General features: G+C 71.6%; 19 protein-coding genes. 13 read left to right on the plus strand and 6 right to left on the minus strand.

The features are described 5' to 3' along the window. Window positions 1-12: 12 nt before the first annotated feature. The 3 genes from JOD65_RS15515 to JOD65_RS15525 are packed head-to-tail and all read right to left on the minus strand — an operon-like array spanning window position 13 to window position 2,706. Window positions 13-636, minus strand: coding sequence for a hypothetical protein (locus tag JOD65_RS15515; RefSeq protein WP_191195810.1), 624 nt, complete (start codon window positions 634-636; stop codon window positions 13-15). A gap of 4 nt (window positions 637-640) precedes the next feature. Further along, window positions 641-1,738, minus strand: coding sequence for a potassium channel family protein (locus JOD65_RS15520; protein ID WP_191195811.1), 1,098 nt, complete (start codon window positions 1,736-1,738; stop codon window positions 641-643). Between the two features lie 2 nt (window positions 1,739-1,740). Next, a complete protein-coding gene (locus JOD65_RS15525) occupies window positions 1,741-2,706 on the minus strand; it encodes a YihY/virulence factor BrkB family protein (RefSeq protein ID WP_191195812.1) in 966 nt (321 codons plus the stop codon). Window positions 2,707-2,815: 109 nt separating this feature from the next. On the opposite strand from JOD65_RS15525, the gene JOD65_RS15530 reads away from it, so the two are divergent. From JOD65_RS15530 to JOD65_RS15540, 3 genes are all read left to right on the plus strand, one after another. Then, complete coding sequence (locus tag JOD65_RS15530) at window positions 2,816-4,468, plus strand: acyl-CoA dehydrogenase family protein (protein WP_191195813.1); 1,653 nt, start codon at window positions 2,816-2,818, stop codon at window positions 4,466-4,468. A 93-nt stretch (window positions 4,469-4,561) separates the two neighbouring features. Then, window positions 4,562-4,873, plus strand: a complete 312-nt coding sequence (locus tag JOD65_RS15535) for a hypothetical protein (RefSeq protein ID WP_191195814.1) — start codon at window positions 4,562-4,564, stop codon at window positions 4,871-4,873. 166 nt (window positions 4,874-5,039) lie between these two features. Beyond that, entirely contained in the window at window positions 5,040-5,399 is a 360-nt protein-coding gene (locus tag JOD65_RS15540; RefSeq protein WP_191195815.1) for a hypothetical protein, read from the plus strand. Here the strand turns inward: JOD65_RS15540 and pgm are convergent. Beyond that, window positions 5,380-7,023: a phosphoglucomutase (alpha-D-glucose-1,6-bisphosphate-dependent) gene (gene pgm, locus JOD65_RS15545; RefSeq protein WP_191195816.1), complete on the minus strand. Its 1,644-nt coding sequence runs from the start codon at window positions 7,021-7,023 to the stop codon at window positions 5,380-5,382. The genes JOD65_RS15540 and pgm overlap by 20 nt on opposite strands. A gap of 179 nt (window positions 7,024-7,202) precedes the next feature. Here pgm and JOD65_RS15550 point away from each other — a divergent pair, with 179 nt between their 5' ends. From JOD65_RS15550 to JOD65_RS15565, 4 genes are read left to right on the plus strand one after another with little or no spacing between them, the layout of a single operon-like run. Beyond that, the gene (locus JOD65_RS15550; protein WP_191195817.1) at window positions 7,203-7,553 is read left to right on the plus strand and encodes a YciI family protein; all 351 of its coding nucleotides are present in this window, start codon (window positions 7,203-7,205) and stop codon (window positions 7,551-7,553) included. A 10-nt stretch (window positions 7,554-7,563) separates the two neighbouring features. Further along, a complete protein-coding gene (locus JOD65_RS15555; RefSeq protein ID WP_191195818.1) occupies window positions 7,564-7,923 on the plus strand; it encodes a YciI family protein in 360 nt (119 codons plus the stop codon). After that, the gene (locus JOD65_RS15560; RefSeq protein WP_191195819.1) at window positions 7,920-8,276 is read left to right on the plus strand and encodes a YciI family protein; all 357 of its coding nucleotides are present in this window, start codon (window positions 7,920-7,922) and stop codon (window positions 8,274-8,276) included. The genes JOD65_RS15555 and JOD65_RS15560 overlap by 4 nt, the downstream gene beginning before the upstream one ends. Before the next feature lie 8 nt (window positions 8,277-8,284). Continuing rightward, the gene (locus JOD65_RS15565) at window positions 8,285-9,532 is read left to right on the plus strand and encodes an RNA polymerase sigma factor (protein WP_191195820.1); all 1,248 of its coding nucleotides are present in this window, start codon (window positions 8,285-8,287) and stop codon (window positions 9,530-9,532) included. Here the strand turns inward: JOD65_RS15565 and glgC are convergent. Then, window positions 9,529-10,791, minus strand: coding sequence for a glucose-1-phosphate adenylyltransferase (glgC, locus tag JOD65_RS15570; RefSeq protein WP_191195821.1), 1,263 nt, complete (start codon window positions 10,789-10,791; stop codon window positions 9,529-9,531). The genes JOD65_RS15565 and glgC overlap by 4 nt on opposite strands. Before the next feature lie 73 nt (window positions 10,792-10,864). Between glgC and glgA the strand changes: the two genes are divergently transcribed. The 3 genes from glgA (at window position 10,865) to JOD65_RS15585 (ending at window position 13,859) form a co-directional block, all read left to right on the plus strand. Then, window positions 10,865-12,061: a glycogen synthase gene (gene glgA / locus JOD65_RS15575; RefSeq protein ID WP_191195822.1), complete on the plus strand. Its 1,197-nt coding sequence runs from the start codon at window positions 10,865-10,867 to the stop codon at window positions 12,059-12,061. Window positions 12,062-12,194: 133 nt separating this feature from the next. Beyond that, window positions 12,195-13,082, plus strand: coding sequence for a DUF559 domain-containing protein (locus JOD65_RS24095; protein WP_191195823.1), 888 nt, complete (start codon window positions 12,195-12,197; stop codon window positions 13,080-13,082). 99 nt (window positions 13,083-13,181) lie between these two features. Then, a complete protein-coding gene (locus tag JOD65_RS15585; RefSeq protein WP_191195824.1) occupies window positions 13,182-13,859 on the plus strand; it encodes a hypothetical protein in 678 nt (225 codons plus the stop codon). On the opposite strand, the gene JOD65_RS15590 is transcribed toward JOD65_RS15585, so the two are convergent. Beyond that, complete coding sequence (locus JOD65_RS15590; RefSeq protein WP_191195825.1) at window positions 13,852-15,288, minus strand: glycine hydroxymethyltransferase; 1,437 nt, start codon at window positions 15,286-15,288, stop codon at window positions 13,852-13,854. The two genes, JOD65_RS15585 and JOD65_RS15590, sit on opposite strands and share 8 nt — an antisense overlap. Window positions 15,289-15,390: 102 nt before the next feature. Here JOD65_RS15590 and JOD65_RS15595 point away from each other — a divergent pair, with 102 nt between their 5' ends. From JOD65_RS15595 to JOD65_RS15600, 3 genes are all read left to right on the plus strand, one after another. Further along, window positions 15,391-15,996 carry a DUF5701 family protein gene (locus tag JOD65_RS15595; RefSeq protein WP_191195826.1) on the plus strand — a complete coding sequence of 202 codons (606 nt, stop codon included), beginning with the start codon at window positions 15,391-15,393 and terminating at the stop codon, window positions 15,994-15,996. Window positions 15,997-16,134: 138 nt separating this feature from the next. Then, on the plus strand, window positions 16,135-16,224 hold the full coding sequence (locus tag JOD65_RS24195; protein WP_363321295.1) for a putative leader peptide: 90 nt from the start codon (window positions 16,135-16,137) through the stop codon (window positions 16,222-16,224). Window positions 16,225-16,296: 72 nt separating this feature from the next. Next, on the plus strand, window positions 16,297-18,009 hold the full coding sequence (locus JOD65_RS15600; protein ID WP_191195827.1) for a nitrite/sulfite reductase: 1,713 nt from the start codon (window positions 16,297-16,299) through the stop codon (window positions 18,007-18,009). Window positions 18,010-18,092 lie beyond the last annotated feature (83 nt).

Genomic DNA, 18,092 nt, shown 5'->3' on the forward strand with positions numbered 1-18,092 from the left:
AAGGAGAGGGGGCTAGAACTCGTAGCCGAACTCGCGGACGGTCCGCGCGAAGCGCTCCGCCACGATCTCGACGTCACCGGGGCCGTAGAGCTCGCGGTAGTGCGGGCCGCTCCCCTGCTTCGCGTGCGGCAGGTCGAGCTCGATGCCGAGGCGGGCGGAGATGTCCGCGACCGCGTCCGGCAGCTCCTCGTAGCGGTAGACCCGGTCGACGACGACGCGGCCGTCGAGGCGGTAGAGGCGCTCGTTGAGCGCGAGCCGCTCCATCCGCTTCGGGGTCCGGACGAACTCCGCGAACGTCTTGGTGAAGGTGGGCTTGCGGGCGCTGTAGCGGTAGGACGACGCCACCACGTCGAAGGGGTTCCGCTCGACCGCGAAGGTGAAGTAGGCGTCCCACGTCTCGCGCCCGATCACCTCGATCACGCGACGGGCGCCCATGTGGGCGTACGAGCTGGGCTCGGTGTCGTCGTTCTGGGGCCCGACTCCCCCGGCGGCGGCGCGCAGCTCCTCGTCCTCCGGGCTGATCCGGGTGACGACGTCGGTCGGTCCGCAGTGGCGCGACAGCGCGATCTCGAGGCTGGTGCCGGCGGTCTTGCGGGTCTTGACGAAGACGAAGCGGTGACGGTGCGAGGCGATCACGAGCTCACGCCTGGTCGTCCTCGTCTGCCAGCTCCTCGCCGTGCGTGCCGGGTCGCGGCGCCCACGGCAGCTCCTTGGCCGGTCGGATGACGATGAGCTTGTCGCCGCGGGCCAGCAGCGAGACGACGGGGTCGAAGTAGCGGTAGACCTTCTCGTCGCGCACGACCGCGATGACCTGGTCGGGCAGCCGCTGCGGCTGCTTGCCCACCTCGGTGACCAGCAGCTCGCGCTCGGCGACCTCGAGTCCCTCGCCATAGGTCATCAGGTCCTCCATCACCGAGCCCAGCATCGGCGACATCGACGACAGGCCGAGCAGGCGTCCCACGGCGTCGGAGGACGTGATCACCGAGTTGGCGCCCGACTGGCGCATCAACGGCACGTTCTCGTGCTCGCGCACCGACGCGACGATCCAGGCGTCCGGGTTGAGCTGCCGCACGGTGAGGGTGACCAGCACGTTGGAGTCGTCGCGGTCGGTGGTGATGATGACGTGGGTCGCCTTCTCGACACCGGCCTGGCGCAGCACCCCGCGCCGCGTGGCGTCGCCGGCGATGCCCACGAGCTGGTCGCGGTTGGCCTCCTCCATCGCCACGAGCCCGGGGTCGACGACGACGATCGAGTCGCGGCTGTAGCCGTTGCTGACGAGGGTGTCGATCGCGCTGCGGCCCTTGGTGCCGTAGCCGACCACGACGACGTGCTGGTCCATCTTCTTCTTCCTCCACCGGGCGACCCGGAACATCTCGCGTCCCTGCGAGGCGAGGACCTCGAGGGTGGTGCCGATCAGCAGCACCAGGAAGGCGATGCGGGCGGGCGTGATCACCAGGGCGTTGATCAGCCTGGCCTGCTCCGACTCCGGGGCGATGTCGCCGTAGCCGGTCGTGCTGAGCGTGACGGTCGTGTAGTAGAACGAGTCGAGCAGCGTCAGGTCGCGACCGGGGTGGGCGTTGTCGTTGTAGCCCTCGCGGTCGAGGTAGACGAGCAGGACGGTGCCGAAGAGGATCGCGGCGGCCAGGAGGAGCCGCCGCCCGAGCTCCCACCACGGCGACCGCTCGGTCTCCGGGAGAGAGACCCGCCCCACGCTGGGGTGGACGCTGTCGGCACGCACGGTCAGGAGTCTCGCACGCTGATGCGTTCGCGCAGCCGCTGCACCAGCTCCAGCCGGGCCCGCGTCGTGCTCTTCTGCGGGTAGACGGTGTCGAAGGCGGCGTTGACGGCGGCCCCGATCAGCACGGCGAGCGCAAGCAGGTAGAGCCACAGCAGCACGGCGATCGGTGCCGCCAGTGGTCCGTAGATCGAGCGCGACTCGGCCGCGGTCACCGTGAGCACCCAGCGGAGGGTGTAGGACCCGGCGATCCAGCAGAAGAGGGCGAAGACCGCACCGGGCAGGTTGAAGCTCCAGTTGGTCCGCACCGGGACGGAGACGTGGTAGAGCGTGGCCAGGAAGCAGATGCACAGCACGAGCACGATCGGCCAGTAGAGGCTGTTGACGAAGTCGAGCCGTTCCGGCAGCACCCGGTCCACCAGCGACGGTCCCGCGACGACCAGCGGGATGCTCACCGCGCCGGTCACCATCGCCAGCGCGTAGAGCACGAACGACAGGGCACGGGTGGCGACGATCCCCCGGTGGCCGCCCAGGCCGTGCATGATCGTGATGGTGTCGACGAAGACGTTGAGCGCACGGGAGCCCGACCAGAGGGCGAGGACGAAGCCGATCGAGATGACGTCGTAGCGCCCGCCGTCGAGCACCTCCTGCAGGGTCGGCGCGATGATCCGGTCGACGGCCCGGTCGGTCAGCGCCTGGCGGGAGATCTCGAGGACAGCGTTGCTCACGTCGTCGACCTGGGTCGCGGTGAACCGCTCGCTCACGAAGCCCACCGCTCCGGCGAGGGCGAAGATGAGCGGCGGGACGGACAGCACCGCGAAGAACGCGGCCTCGGCGGCGAGCCCGGTCACCCGGTGCCGCAGGCACGACCCGACGGTAGTGACGATGATGCGCCAGAGGTGCTCGCGCCAGCGCCGCAGCAGCACCTCTGCCCGGCGCGGGGCGGGGGTGTCCTCGCGCGCCTCGACCATGTCGGCCACGTTATCGAGAGGGTGCGCCGATGGACCGGACCCGCGCGGCGGTTCGACCGGCGACGTGGTCCTCGTCACCCGCCGTCCGGGCGGGCTCTACCGTGGGCACATGAGCGACCGCCCCACTGTCGACGCCCGCACCGCGACCAACCAGGCGCCCGCCCTCGTCGGGCACAACGTCGTCACCTCCGACCTCGCCCTCACCGAGGCTCTGGCCCGCCACGGGTCGGCGTCGCTCGTCGAGGAGCTCACCCCGCTCGGCGCCGAGGCGGGCACCGAGGAGGCGCGCGAGCACGGGATGCTGGCCAACCGCCACCACCCCGAGCTGGTGCCGTACGACCGCTGGGGCAACCGGGTCGACGAGGTGGAGTTCCACCCGTCGTGGCACTGGCTCATGGAGCGCGCGGTCGGCCACGGGCTGCAGGCCGCGCCGTGGGAGCAGCAGGAGGCAGGCGACCCGCACGCCCACCTGCGTCGCGCGGCCGGCTTCTTCGCGTGGTCGCAGACCGAGCCGGGGCACGGGTGCCCGATCTCGATGACGTACGCCGCCGTGCCGGCGCTGCGGGCCGACGAGGCCGTCGCCAAGGAGTGGACGCCGCTGCTGGCCGCCCGGTCCTACGACCCCGGCGTGCGGAGCCGCTCGGCCAAGACCGGGGCGCTCGCCGGGATGGGCATGACGGAGAAGCAGGGCGGCTCCGACGTCCGCGCCAACCGGACCCGCGCGACCCCGACGACGGACGACGGCTGGTACCGCCTCGACGGCCACAAGTGGTTCACCTCGGCGCCGATGAACGACGTCTTCCTCGTGCTGGCGCAGGCCGACGGCGGGATGACGTGCTTCGTCGTCCCGCGGGTGCTCGAGGACGGCACCCGCAACCGGATCGACGTGGTGCGGCTCAAGGACAAGCTCGGCAACCGGTCCAACGCGTCGAGCGAGCTCGAGCTCACCGGCACGCTCGCCCAGCGCCTCGGCGACGAGGGCCGCGGCGTCCGGACGATCCTCGAGATGGTCGCCGCCACCCGCCTCGACTGCGTCCTCGGCTCGGCGGCGCTCATGCGCCACGCGCTGGCCGAGGCGTCGTGGCACGTCGCCCACCGCTCGGCGTTCGGTGGCCTGCTGGTCGACAAGCCGCTCATGCAGAACGTCGTCGCCGACCTGGCCGTGGAGTCGGAGGCCGCGACGGCCCTCGCGATGCGCCTCGCCGCCGCAGTGGACCGGCCCGGTGACCCGCACGAGGTGGCGCTGCGCCGCCTCGCGCTGCCACTCGCGAAGTTCTGGGTGTGCAAGCGCACCCCGGCGATGGTCGCGGAGGCGCTGGAGTGCCTGGGCGGCAACGGCTACGTCGAGGACTCCGGGCTCCCGCTGATGTTCCGCGAGTCGCCGCTCAACTCGATCTGGGAGGGGTCGGGCAACGTCAACGCCCTCGACGTGCTGCGCGCGCTGGGCCGCGAACCGGAGGTGCTGCAGGCCTGGATCACCGAGGTCGGCGCGGCCCGCGGGGCCGACAGCCGGCTGGACCGGGCGGTCGACGACACCCTCGCGCTCATCGGCGAGGGCGCCGGCCTCGAGGCAGGTGCGCGCAGACTCGCCGGCCGGATGGCCGCCTGCCTGCAGGGGTCCCTGCTCGTGCGGTTCGCGCCTGCCGAGGTCGGCGACGCGTTCTGCGGCAGCCGGTTCGGGACGTCGTACGGCGGCACGTTCGGGATGCTGGACAGCGGATCGCTGCGCGAGGTCGTGGACCGGGCGACACCCCGGACCTGAGCGCGCACGGCGCGAGGCTGTCAGGACACCTGACCGATCAGCCCCTCGCCGTGGCCCGACGACGTAGCGTTGCCCCGATCGAGAGGAGTCGTGATGTCGGGCAAGGGCAGCACGTTGTTCACCGTCGGCACCCTGCTGCGGCACGCGCAGGACGCCGGCGCCCCCGTGCGCCTGCTGGTGCAGGGCACCTGGCTCGACGGCCGGATCGTCGGCGCGGACGGCCTCGGGGTGGTGCTCGACGACGGCAACACCCAGCAGGTGCTCGTCCGCCTCGACTCGATCGTCGCCGTGAGCTTCTCGAGGGCCGACATCGACGACCCCGGTGGTGAGGTGGGCGACGAGGCTCCACGGCCCCACGGACGCCGGCGACGGGACCCGATCGAGGCGGGCCCGGTCGGCGGCTGACTGGTCCACACCAGTCGGCGGCCTGTCCCACAGGCTCGTCGCAGGTTCGTCGAAGTCCTGCCCCACCCTCGTCCCACCCTCGTCCGAGCCGCTGTAGGACGGCCGCTCCCGCCCTACGTTCACCGCACCCACACGGTGTGGGTGATGCCTTGTGGGGAGGTGGGGGATGACGAAGATCTCCAGCACGATGCTCAGCGTGGGGACGCTGCTGCGGCGCGCCGAGGACACCGGTGCCGAGGTGAGCGTCCTGGTCGCAGGAAGCTGGCTCGAGGGACGGGTCATCGGCTGCGACGGCCTCGGCGCGGTGCTCGACGACGGTGACGGGCAGGCGCTGGTCCGGCTCGACGCGGTCACGGCGGTGAGGTTCCGCCGCGGCCAGATGGAGCACGCCGACAGCACCGAGGCCCGCTCGCACGGTGAGGCCGAACGCGGGCCGATCGAGGCCGGCCCGGTGACGGTGCCGCACCCCTCGCGGGGCGAGCAGCAGTTCGAGATGTTGCAGGGCCTCAGCGCAAGGCCGCGCTGACGACCTCCCGCGCCTCGTCCTGCACCTGGGCGAGGTGGTCGGGTCCTCGAAAGGACTCCGCGTAGATCTTGTAGACGTCCTCGGTGCCGCTCGGCCGGGCGGCGAACCATGCCGACTCGGTCGTCACCTTGAGCCCGCCGATCTTGGCACCGTTGCCAGGCGCCTCGGTGAGCTTGCCGGTGATCTCCTCCCCCGCCAACGTCGTCGCCGACACGTCGCCGGGCGACAGCGCGGCGAGCTTGGCCTTCTGCTCGCGGTCGGCCGGGGCGTCGATGCGGGCGTACGCCGGGTCGCCGTGCCGGGCGACCAGCTCGGCGTAGTGCTGGCTGGGCGTCCGCCCGGTCGCGCCGAGGATCTCGCTGGCCAGCAGCGCGAGCAGGAGGCCGTCCTTGTCGGTGGTCCAGGTGGAGCCGTCACGCCGCAGGAAGGAGGCGCCCGCCGACTCCTCGCCGCCGAAGCCGAAGGACCCGTCCATCAGGCCGGGCACGAACCACTTGAAGCCGACCGGCACCTCGACCAGCGGCTTGCCGATCGACTCGGCGACGCGGTCGATCATCGAGCTCGACACCAGGGTCTTGCCGATCCGCGTGTCCGCGGACCACTCCGGGCGTGCCCCGCCGAACAGGTGGGCGATGGCGACGGCGAGGAAGTGGTTGGGGTTCATCAGGCCGGCGTCGGGGGTGACGATGCCGTGGCGGTCGGCGTCGGCGTCGTTGCCGGTGGCGATGGCGTACTCGTCCTTGCGGCCCACCAGCGACGCCATGGCGTACGGCGAGGAGCAGTCCATGCGGATCTTGCCGTCCCAGTCGAGCGTCATGAACCGCCACGTCGGGTCGACGAGCGGATTCACCACCGACAGGTCGAGCCGGTGGCGCTCGGCGATCTCGCCCCAGTAGGCGACGCTCGCACCGCCCAGCGGGTCGGCGCCGATGCGCACCCCGGCGTCGCGGATCGCGTCGAGGTCGAGCACCGACGGCAGGTCGTCGACGTAGGTGCCGAGGAAGTCGTAGGACCCGACCTCGGCGCGCGCCTTGGCGAACGAGACCCGACGGACCCCCGCGATGTTGCCGCGGATGAGCTCGTTGGCGCGGGCCGCGATCACGCTGGTGGCGTCGGAGTCGGCCGGTCCGCCGTGGGGCGGGTTGTACTTGAACCCGCCGTCCTGGGGTGGGTTGTGCGAGGGCGTGACCACGATGCCGTCGGCGAGCCCGGCACCGGTCGTACGCCCCTGGTTGGCGCGCAGGATCGCGTGGCTGACCGCAGGGGTGGGGGTGAAGCCGTCGCGGTCGTCGACCAGCACCGTGACGTCGTTGGCGACCAGCACCTCCAGCGCCGTGGCCCAGGCTGGCTCCGACAGGGCGTGGGTGTCGCGGCCGACGAACAGCGGGCCGTCGTAGCCCTGCTCCTTGCGGTAGTCGCAGATCGCCTGCGTGGTCGCGGCGATGTGCACCTCGTTGAAGGACGTGGTGAGCGAGGTGCCACGGTGGCCGCTCGTGCCGAACGCGACCTGCTGGGAGACGTCGTCGGGATCGGGCTCGAGGTCGAAGTAGGCCGTCACGAGGTGGGAGACGTCCACCAGGTCCTCGGTGCGGGCGGGCTGTCCGGCTCTCTCGTGGGTGGCCATGGGCCCATCTTGGCGGGTCACGCCGTGGGTTGGGCAAGACCCCCGGCACGTCCGTGGTCCGAGAATCTCGGAGATGGGCGCAGAAAGTGCCGTGTCGGCTGTCGATCCGGGCAGGGCCGGTCCGTCAGAGTGGTGAGGCCGCAGCCCCTGCGGTCCGCGACGCGAAGGAGTCACCGGCGATGAGCCGCTACCTGATCCTGCTGCCCGCCCCCGAGGCCGACTGGGCCGACCTGCCGCCCGAGGAGCACGAGAAGGGACACCGCTCCCACCAGGAGTTCCAGCGCGACCTGGAGGCCGAGGGGCACACCCTCGTGACCGTCAGCCCGCTCGAGCCCTCGGCGCGGGCGACGTCGATGCGCCCCGACGGCGCGGGCGGCGCACTGGTGACCGACGGGCCGTTCAGCGAGACCGCCGAGCAGGTGGTCGGCTTCTACCTCGTCGACTCCGAGGACGGGGACACGCTGCGAGCGGCGTGCGAGCGGTTCGCCGCGCGCGGCGAGCACATCGAGCTGCGCCGGCTGGCGGAGTGAGGAGAGGGTCATGACCGACTACATCGTGCTGCTGTTCGGCGACACGGAGGCGTGGTGGGACACGCCCGAGGAGGAGAAGAAGGCGACGTACGACGTCCACGGGAGGTTCACCGAGGAGCTCGTCAGGCGTGGCCACACGATCATCGGCGGCGCCGAGCTGCCGCGGGCGTCCGAGGCGAGGTCGCTCGCACCGCACGCCGACAGCGTCACCGACGGCCCGTGGGCCGAGACGAGCGAGCAGCTCGGCGGCTACTACGAGGTCAGCACGGACGACCTCGACGACCTCATGGACGTGTGCCGGATCCTGTCGGCGACCGGCGACGCGGTCGAGGTGCGCCGCAAGCTCTCGGGCGAGGAGGGAACGTCATGAAGTACCTGGTCCTGCTGGTCGGGGACGGTGAAGAGAAGCCCTGGTCTGAGCAGACCGAGGAGGAGCAGGGGGCGGCGATGGCGAAGTTCGGTGCGTTCGGCGATGCCTGCGACGCGCGCGACGGCGTCCGGATCCTCGCCGGCGAGGCGTTGAGCGGCCCACGCGATGCCACCGTCATGCGCACGACCGGCGGCAGGGTCCACCTGACCGACGGGCCCTACGCCGAGGTCATCGAGGGAATGGGCGGTTTCTACCTGCTCGAGGCCCCCGACCTGGACGTCGTCGTGGAGCTGCTGCGGGTGCTGCCGCCGTACGACATCCAGATCCACCCCACGGTGGACGTGGAGCTCTGAGCGAGCGGGTGGGCGACGCCTCGGCCGACCTGGAGCGGGTCGTGCGGGAGGAGTGGGGCCGCCTCGTGGCGCTCCTCCTCGCTCAGTTCCGCCGCCTCGACCTCGTCGAGGACGCGTTGGGCGACGCCGTCGAGGCGGCCAGCCGCACCTGGCCCGCCGACGGTGTGCCGGCCAACCCGCCGGCGTGGCTGATGACCGCGGCGCGACGACGGGTGCTCGACCGACTCCGCACCGAGGACGTGGCCCGACGCAAGGAGCCGCTGCTGCTCCTCGACGCCGAGCAGCACCAGGAAGGAGCCCGCAGCATGGCCGACGCCGGCAGCCTGGTCGAGGACGACGTGCTGCGCCTGGTGCTCATGTGCGCCCACCCGGCGCTGGCGCCCGAGGCCGCCAGTGCGCTGAGCCTGCGGCTGGTCCTCGGCGTGCCGACTGCCGACATCGCCCGGCTGTTCCTGGTGCCCGAGCCGACGATGGCGGCCCGGATCACGCGCGCCAAGAAGCGCATCGTGGGGGCCGGCATCCCGTTCGCCGTGCCCGACGCCGGCGTGCTGCCCGAACGCCTCGAGGTCGTGGCGCAGACCGCCTACCTCACCTTCACCGCTGGCTACTCCCCCGGCACCGGCCCCGACCTGCTGCGCGCCGACCAGTCCGGGGAGGCGATCCGGCTCGTGCGCGTGGTGCTCGGCCTGCGCCCGGACGAGCCGGCGCTCGTCGCGCTGCTCGCGCTGATGCTGCTCCACCACTCCCGGCGCGACGCCCGGGTCGGTGACGGGCGACTGGTGCTCCTCGCCGACCAGGACCGCACCAGGTGGCACCACGACGAGATCGCGGAGGCGACCCGGCTGCTCGCCCGGCCGCACCTGGCCGGACCGCTGACCCCGCTGGCGGCGTCGTACGTCCTGCAGGCGCGGATCGCCGCCGAGCACGCCACCGCGCCGACGGCGCAGGACACCCGCTGGGACCGCGTCGTGGGGCTCTACGACGTGCTGCTCCAGGTGGCACCCACCCCGTCGGCCCGGCTGGCCCGAGCCGTCGCGATCGCCGAGCAGCACGGACCGGCCGCCGGCCTCGACGCGCTCGAGGGGCTGGACCTCCCCCAGAGCCACCGGCCCGCGGCGGTGCGGGCCGAGCTGCTGTCCCGTGCGGGGGACGTCGACGCCGCCCGTGCGGCGTACGACCAGGCCATCGCGGCCTGTCGCAACGAGGTCGAGACGGAGTTCCTCGTCGCGCAGCGCGACGCGCTGCCTGACCGCTAGCCCGCCTGCTCGCCGGGCACCGGCTGCTGCTTGGCGAGGACGGTGAGTCCCTCGTCGACGACGAAGCCGCGCGCGCGGTCGGCCTCCTGGTCGACCCCGATCTGCACGCCGGGCGGGACGACGACGCCCTTGTCGATGATCGCGTTGCGCACGATCGCGCCCTCACCGATGTGCACACCGTCCATCAGCACCGAGTCGGAGACCTCCGCGCCGTCCTTGACCCAGACCGCCGGCGAGAGCACCGACTGGTTGACAGTGCCGCCGCTGACGACGACACCGGGCGAGAGGATGGAGTTGAACGTCGAGACCCCCGCGCCGCTGGCGCCCTCGACGAGCTTGGCTGGCGGGTGCGGCCCGTAGCTGGTGTAGATCGGCCAGGCCTTGTTGTAGAGGTTGAAGACCGGCAGCGGCGAGACCAGGTCGAGGTGGGCGTCGTAGTACGACCTCATCGTCCCGACGTCGCGCCAGTAGCCGCGGTCGCGGTCGGTCGAGCCGGGGACCTCGTTGTCCTTGTAGTCGTAGACGGCGGACTCCGACTTGTCGACGAACCACGGCACGATGTCGCCGCCCATGTCGTGCTTGGACTGCTCGAGCTCGGCATCGCGGGTGACGGCGTCGCGCAGCGCGTCTGCGGTGAAGACGTAGTTGCCCATGCTGGCGAGCACCTCGTCGGGGGCGTCCGGGAGCCCGACCGGGTCCGTCGGCTTCTCGAGGAAGGCGCGGATCTTCTGCGGGTTGCCGGGGTCCACGTCGATCACGCCGAACTGGTCGGCCAGGCTGATCGGCTGGCGGATCGCGGCGACCGTGCAGCCGGCACCCGACTCGACGTGGTCGGCGACCATCTGCGAGAAGTCCATCCGGTACACGTGGTCCGCGCCCACCACCACGACGATGTCGGGCTGCTCGTCGGTGAGCAGGTTGAGCGACTGGTAGATCGCGTCGGCGCTGCCGAGGTACCACCGCTTGCCGACGCGCTGCTGCGCCGGCACCGGGGTGACGTAGTTGCCCAGCAGGTTGGACATGCGCCAGGTCGTCGTGACGTGGCGGTCCAGGCTGTGCGACTTGTACTGCGTCAGCACGACGACCTTGAGGTAGCCGGAGTTGACGACGTTGGACAGGGCGAAGTCGATGAGCCGGTAGATCCCGCCGAACGGCACCGCAGGCTTGGCCCGGTCGGCCGTCAACGGCATCAGCCTCTTGCCCTCGCCTCCGGCGAGGACAACGGCGAGGACCTTCTTGCGCGGGGGCGTGATGGCCATGCGACGAAACTAGCCGTCCGCAGGAGCGCGGTCGACCTCCCTCGGGTCTGTGTTTTGCGGCTAGGTTCGGCGCATGCGCATCGACGTCCTCAGCAAGGAGTACCCACCGGAGGTCTACGGCGGCGCAGGCGTCCATGTCGCCGAGCTGGTCCGCGCGCTCCGGGTGCAGCCCGACGTCGACGCACGGGTGCGCTGCTTCGGGGCGACGCGTTCGGAGCCCGGCACGACGGCGTACGCCGAGCCGGAGTCGCTCGTCGGAGCCAACGCTGCCATCCGCACGTTGGGCGTCGACCTCGCGATGGTCGACGACTGCGCCGGGGCCGACCTGGTCCACTCGCACACCTGGTACGCCAACATGGCCGGCCACCTCGCCGGGCTGATGCACGGCATCCCCCACGTGGTGAGCGCCCACTCCCTCGAGCCGATGCGGCCGTGGAAGGCCGAGCAGCTCGGCGGCGGCTACGCCCTGTCGAGCTGGGCGGAGCGGACGGCGTACGAGGGTGCCGCCGGCATCGTCGCGGTCAGCGCCGCGATGCGCGACGACGTCCTGCGCAGCTACCCGTTGGTCGACCCCGCGCGGGTGCACGTCGTGCACAACGGCATCGACACCACGGAGTGGGCGCCCGTGCCGAACCCCGATCGCGTCCGCGAGCTCGGAGTGGACCCCGACCGGCCGAGCGTCATCTTCGTCGGCCGGATCACCCGCCAGAAGGGCCTGCCGCTGTTCCTGCGTGCGGCTGCGGCGCTGCCGCCCGAGGTCCAGCTCGTGCTGTGCGCCGGCGCGCCCGACACCCCCGAGATCGAGGCCGAGGTCCGCGGCCTCGTCGAGGACCTCGCCGCGACGCGCTCCGGGGTCGTGTGGATCGCCGAGATGCTGCCCCGCCCCGACGTCGTGGCCCTGCTGACCGCCGCCACCGTCTTCGCCTGCCCCTCGATCTACGAGCCGCTCGGCATCGTCAACCTCGAGGCGATGGCCTGCGAGACCGCCGTCGTCGCCACCGCCACCGGCGGCATCCCCGAGGTCGTCGTCGACGGCGAGACGGGCTGGCTGGTCCCCATCGAGCAGGCCACCGACGGCACCGGCACCCCACTGGACCCCGAGCGCTACGTCGCCGACCTCGCCGCCGCCCTGACCGACGCCGTCAGCGACCCCGACCGCGCCCGTGCCTACGGCGTCGCTGGTCGCCGGCGGGCGGAGGAGTCCTTCAGCTGGGGCTCGATCGCCACCCGCACCCTCGACCTCTACTCCTCGCTCGTGCACGCCTCGTAGACGCGCGGACAGAAGTCCGCCCTACGGTGGGTGGTCCGCCTGAGCCAATGGCGCGAGCGCGGGTTGTGTCCGCGCGTCTGCGGGCTGTGGATGAGTCCAGCGCACTCACGCGGAGTCCGTCCATGCTGCAGGGGTGGACGTCATCACCGTGATCGAGCGGTCAGGAGGCCTGGCCACCCGGGCCGACCTGATCCGGGCGACCTCGCGCGCAGACGTCGACCGGGCAATGGCACGAGGGGCACTCCGACGGGTCGGACAGGGCCGCTATGCGCTCCCCGGTGTGGAGCAGGCTGCCGCCACAGCCCACCGGCTCAACGGCCACCTGAGCCTGACCAGCGCCGCCGTGCACCACGGCTGGGAGGTCAAGACCGTCCCGCCGATCCCCCACGTCGTCTTCCCCCGCAAGCGCAACGTTCCCCGGCTCGGCCGGCGCGAGGTGGTGGTGCACCGGGCCGACCTCGGACCTGACGATGTCACCGGCATCGCCACGAGTCGCGAGCTGACACTGCTGCAGTGCCTGCGGTCGCTGCCGGACGACGAGGCACTTGCAGTCGCGGACTCCGCGCTGCGACATGGGGAGATACCGACGCTCCGGCGGGTGATGGCCACGGCACGCGGAGCGGGCAGCGCCAAGGTACGCCGCATCGGCAAGCAGGCGGACGCACGTGCCGCGAACCCGTTCGAGTCGGTCATGCGGGCGATCTGCCTGCAGGTGCCGGGTCTCTCCGTCACACCACAGCTCGTGCTGTCGAGTGACCACGTCTGGGCGCGCCCCGACCTGGTGGACCGTGAGCGTCGGATCGTCATCGAGTGCGACTCGTGGCAGTGGCACGGCGACCGCAGGGGTTTCGTCAAGGACGTGCGGCGCTACACGCTCCTCACGGCCGACGGCTGGATGGTGCTCCGCTTCACGTGGGACGACGTCATGATGCGACCCGCGTGGGTTCGCGCCGTTCTCTGCCGTGCGGTTGGCGTACACGCGCGGACAGAACTTCTTCCTGTGTGGCCCGTCGCTGCGTGAGCGCCCTCGGCGGGCGGACTTGTGTCCGCGCGGCTACGGCAGAATCGGGGATGCCGGGCGGGCGGATGCAGGGCTACCGTGGATCGACCAGGAGGCGCCATGAGCCAGCCGAGCCCCGAGCCCGTGTCGCCCGCCGTGCGGGCGCAGATCCTCGCGACGGAGCACTGGGGCCTGCTGGCCGTGCGGAGCCAGACCTGGAGCGAGGTGATCGGGCGGATCACCTCGCAGCTGATGTTCACCTCGGCGACGCTGCTGTTCCTCGCCCTGGCCGGGCAGGCGCTGTCGTACTCCCCCACCTTCCGGCTGCTGGCGATCGCGCTGGGGCTGACCCTGCTGGTCGCCGGGACCCTCACGTCCTTCCGGGTGCACAACGCCAGCCAGGAGGACTACATGTTCATCAAGGGGATGAACCGGCTGCGGGCGGCGTACGTCGACATCGACCCGACCCTGGCGCCCTACTTCATCACCGGCCTGACCGACGACGACGACGGCATCGGGCAGACCTACACGATGGGCTCGACCCGGCGCAGCGCCAGCCAGGTGCTGTCCAGCTCGGCGATGTTCATCATCGTGGTGAACACCCTCGTCGCGGCGGGCCTGGCCGCCTTCGTGCTCTGGCCCGCGGGTGGCTGGGCCGCCGCCGTCGGCGCGGTGGTCGTGGGCGCGGCCCACTTCGCCGCCTGGATCTGGCTGGGGTGGCGCGCCTGGCAGGTCAACATCGACCCCGCCCACGTGCGTTTCCCGGCCCTGCCGCCCGGGAGCGACCCGGTCAGCTGAGGACGAGGCCTGGGTAGAGGGGGTGCTTGTCGAGCATCTCGGCCGAGCGCTTGGTGACGCGGTCGGCGACTCCGTCGCCCAGCACGTACGACGCCTTGCTGGGCCCGCCGGCCTTGGTGGTGCCGGCCTCGGTGTTGGACAGCACGTCGACGATCAGCTCGGCCACGGTGTCGAACTCGTCGTGGCCGAAGCCGCGGGTGGTGAGCGCGGGCGTGCCGAGCCGGACGCCGGAGGTGTACCAGGCCCCGTTGGGGTCGGCCGGGACCGAGTTGCGGTTGGTGACGACGCCGGCGTCGAGCAGCGCCGACTCGGCCTGGCGACCGGTGAGGCCGAAGGACGACACGTCGAGCAGGACGATGTGGTTGTCGGTGCCGCCGGTGACCAGGTTGGCGCCGCGGGTCAGGAAGCCGTCGGCCAGCGACTTGGCGTTGTCGGCGATGCGCTGGGCGTAGTCCTGGAACTCGGTGGTCCGGGCCTCGGCCAGGGCGACGGCCTTGGCGGCCATCACGTGCGACAGCGGGCCACCCAGCACCATCGGGCAGCCGCGGTCGACGTCGGCGGCGAACTCCTCCTGCGCCAGCACCATGCCGCCGCGCGGGCCGCGCAGCGACTTGTGGGTGGTGGTCGTGGTGATGTGGGCGTAGGGGACCGGGTCCTCCTCGCCGGTGAACACCTTGCCCGCGACGAGACCGGCGAAGTGGGCCATGTCGACCATCAGCACGGCGCCGACCTCGTCGGCGATCTCGCGCATCTTCGCGAAGTTCACCCGGCGGGGGTAGGCGGAGTAGCCGGCGACGAGCACCAGCGGCTTGAACTCCCGCGCCTTGGCAGCGACGGCGTCGTAGTCGAGCAGCCCGCTCTCCGGGTCGGTGCCGTACTGCTGCTGGTGGAACATCTTGCCGCTGATGTTGGGGCGGAAGCCGTGCGTGAGGTGGCCGCCGGCGTCGAGCGACATGCCGAGGAGGCGCTGGTTGCCGAACTCGTGGCGCAGCGTCTCCCAGTCGGCCTCGGTGAGCTCGTTGACGTTCTTGGCCTGCATCTTCTGCAGGTAGGGCGTCTCGACCTTGTTGGCGAGGATCGACCAGAAGGCGACGAGGTTGGCGTCGATGCCGGAGTGCGGCTGGACGTAGGCGTAGGGCGCGCCGAAGAGCTCGCGGGCGTGCTCGGCGGCGAGCGACTCGACGGTGTCGACGTTCTGGCAGCCGGCGTAGAAGCGGTGCCCGACGGTGCCCTCGGCGTACTTGTCGCTGAACCAGGTGCCCATCGTCATCAGGACGGCCGGCGAGGCGTAGTTCTCCGACGCGATCAGCTTGAGCGAGGCCCGCTGGTCGGCGAGCTCCTGGCGGGTGGCCTCCGCGATGCGGGGTTCGACCGAGGCGATGACCTCGAGGGCCTGGGAGTACGCACTGCTGATCAGGGAGTCCGTCATGGCCCACAGCCTAGAGGTCCCCGGGCGCCGTTGCGCCGCGGCCCGCAGGCGCTGGACACCGTCCGGCGGGAACGCCAGCAGAGCCCGGTCCGTTGAGCCCTCGTGGCCCTCCCCTCCCTCCCCGACCAGGCCGAGCGGCTCGTCCGCCTCGGCGTCCACGACCTCGCCGGGATCCCGGCCGACGTGCTGCACGAGGCGGCCGCCTCCGGCCCCTCAGGCTCCCTCCTGATGACCTCTGCGCCCGCCTCGGAGCTCGCTCCGCTGCTCAGGCTGGGCGACAAGCCGGGCTTCGTCGTGGAGGACATGACCGACGTCGACGGCTTCGCCCCGACCGTCGAGGTGCCGCCGGCGCCGTACGCCGTCGTGGGGCTCGACCGCGGCGATGCGTTCCTCAACCGGACGCCCGCGGAGTCGGTGCCGGAGGTCCTGGCCGCGGGCCGCTCGCCCCTGACGCTGACCGAGGGGCTGCACTGGGTGCTGCAGGACCCGGGCGCCCTCGAGCGCAACGCCTGCTTCATGACACCCGGCTCGCGGCTGCGTCGGGCCGACGGGTCGTACGACGCCCGCACGCCGGCGCTGTGGATCAGCAGCGGGACCGGACGCGACGGCCGGGAGCGTCGCCACGCCCCGAAGCTGGGCTGGTGCTGGTGGGGCAACCGGCACACCTGGCTGGGCATCGCGTCGTGCGAGCGGCGTACCCGCGCGTAACCACGGTGTGACCTGGGCCGCACTCCGGGCCGCGACCGGGCGGGACCCGGCAGGCGTCGTCTCACATAGTGGCTCGTCGTCTCGAATGGCAAGATTTCACCTTGTGGAACGTGTGTCCATTCCCTGAGACTTCTTGACATGGTCACCGCTTCCACCCACGCACACCTTGTGGTCCGACGTCACGTCGACCTCATGCGCGTGGGCAGCGCGACCTGTTGGCATCGCTGAACGCCGCCCCTGCATCCCTTCCGCGCTCAACGTCGCGCGCGGCACTCCTCAGCGAACAGGAAATTCCTGATCATGCCTGACCTCCGGTTCACGCCCCAGGCCGCCCAGCACACCGAGATCCCGCGCCCCAAGCGCGCCGAGGGTCAGTGGGCGCTCGGCTACACCGAGCCGCTCAACAAGAACGAGCAGTCCAAGAAGGACGACGACCCGCTCAACGTGCGGGACCGCATCCTCTACACCTACTCCCGCCGGGGCTTCGACTCGATCGACCCGGCCGACCTGCGTGGTCGCTTTCGCTGGATGGGCCTCTACACGCAGCGCGCCCCCGGCTTCGACGGCGGCAAGACTGCGCAGCTCGAGGAGGAGGAGCTCGACGACCGCTTCTTCATGATGCGCGTGCGCACCGACGGCGCGATCCTCGACGCAGCCGCCCTCCGGGCGCTGGGCGAGGTGTCGACGGCGTACGGCCGCAACACCGCGGACATCACCGACCGCAACAACATCCAGTACCACTGGATCGAGATCGAGAGCGTCCCGGCGATCTGGGAGCGCCTCGAGGGCGTCGGCCTCACCACGCTCGAGGCGTGCGGCGACAGCCCGCGCCCCTTCCTCGGCTCCCCCGTCGCGGGCATCGCCAAGGACGAGATCATCGACGGCTCCGAGGCGCTGGCGGAGATCAAGCGCCGCATCCTCGGCAACCCCGACTTCTCCAACCTCCCGCGCAAGTTCAAGACCGCGCTGACCGGCCACCCGAGCCACGACGTCGCGCCCGAGGTCAACGATGTCTCCTTCGTCGGCACCGTCCACCCCGAGCACGGCCCCGGCTTCGACCTCTGGGTCGGCGGCGGCCTGTCCACCAACCCGATGCTCGCCCACAAGCTGGGCGTCTGGATCCCGCTCGACGAGGTGGCCGATGCCTGGGAGGGCGTCGCCGGCATCTTCCGCGACTACGGCTACCGCCGCCTCCGCTCCAAGGCCCGCCTGAAGTTCCTCCTCGCCGACTGGGGCAAGGACAAGTTCCGCGAGGTCCTGGAGAACGAGTACCTCCACCGCGCGCTCGTCGACAACCCCTCCCCCGAGGCGCCGACCACCCAGGGCGACCACATCGGCATCCACGAGCAGCAGGACGGCCGGTTCTATGTCGGCGCAGCACCTGTCGTGGGGCGCATCGACGGCACCACGCTGAGCGCGCTCGGCGACCTTGTCGAGCGGTACGACGCCCGCGGCGCCCGGCTGACGGCGTACCAGAAGCTCGTCGTGATCGGCGTCGCGGCCGAGGACACCGAGGCGTTCGCCGACGACCTCGAGAAGATCGGCCTCACCGCCCGCCCGAGCAACTGGCGCCGTTCCACGATGGCCTGCACCGGCATCGAGTTCTGCAAGCTCGCGATCGTCGACACCAAGGAGCGTGCGCGCCGGCTCGTCACCGAGCTCGAGAAGCGCTTCCCCGACCTCGACACCGAGATCTCGGTCAACGTCAACGGCTGCCCCAACGCATGCGCGCGCACCCAGGTCGCCGACATCGGCCTCAAGGGCCAGCTCGTGATGGACGCCGACGGTCACCAGGTCGAGGGCTTCCAGGTGCACCTCGGCGGCGCGCTCGGGCTGAACCCCGCCATGGGCCGCAAGCTCCGCGCCCACAAGGTCACCAGCGCCGGCCTCGACGACTACGTCTCGGCCGTCGTCAGCGCGTACCTCCAGGACCGGACCGAGGGCGAGCGGTTCGCCGCCTGGGTGGCCCGCGCCGACGAGGTCCTGCTGCGCGGGGAGCCGGTGGCGGTCTGATGTCCGAACGAGCCGTTCCCTTCCACTGCCCCTACTGCGGGGACGAGAACCTGTTCCCCCGCGAGGGTGCGGGGGCCTGGGAG

Origin of the sequence: Nocardioides cavernae, assembly GCF_016907475.1 — a bacterium.
Lineage (GTDB): Bacteria > Actinomycetota > Actinomycetes > Propionibacteriales > Nocardioidaceae > Nocardioides > Nocardioides cavernae.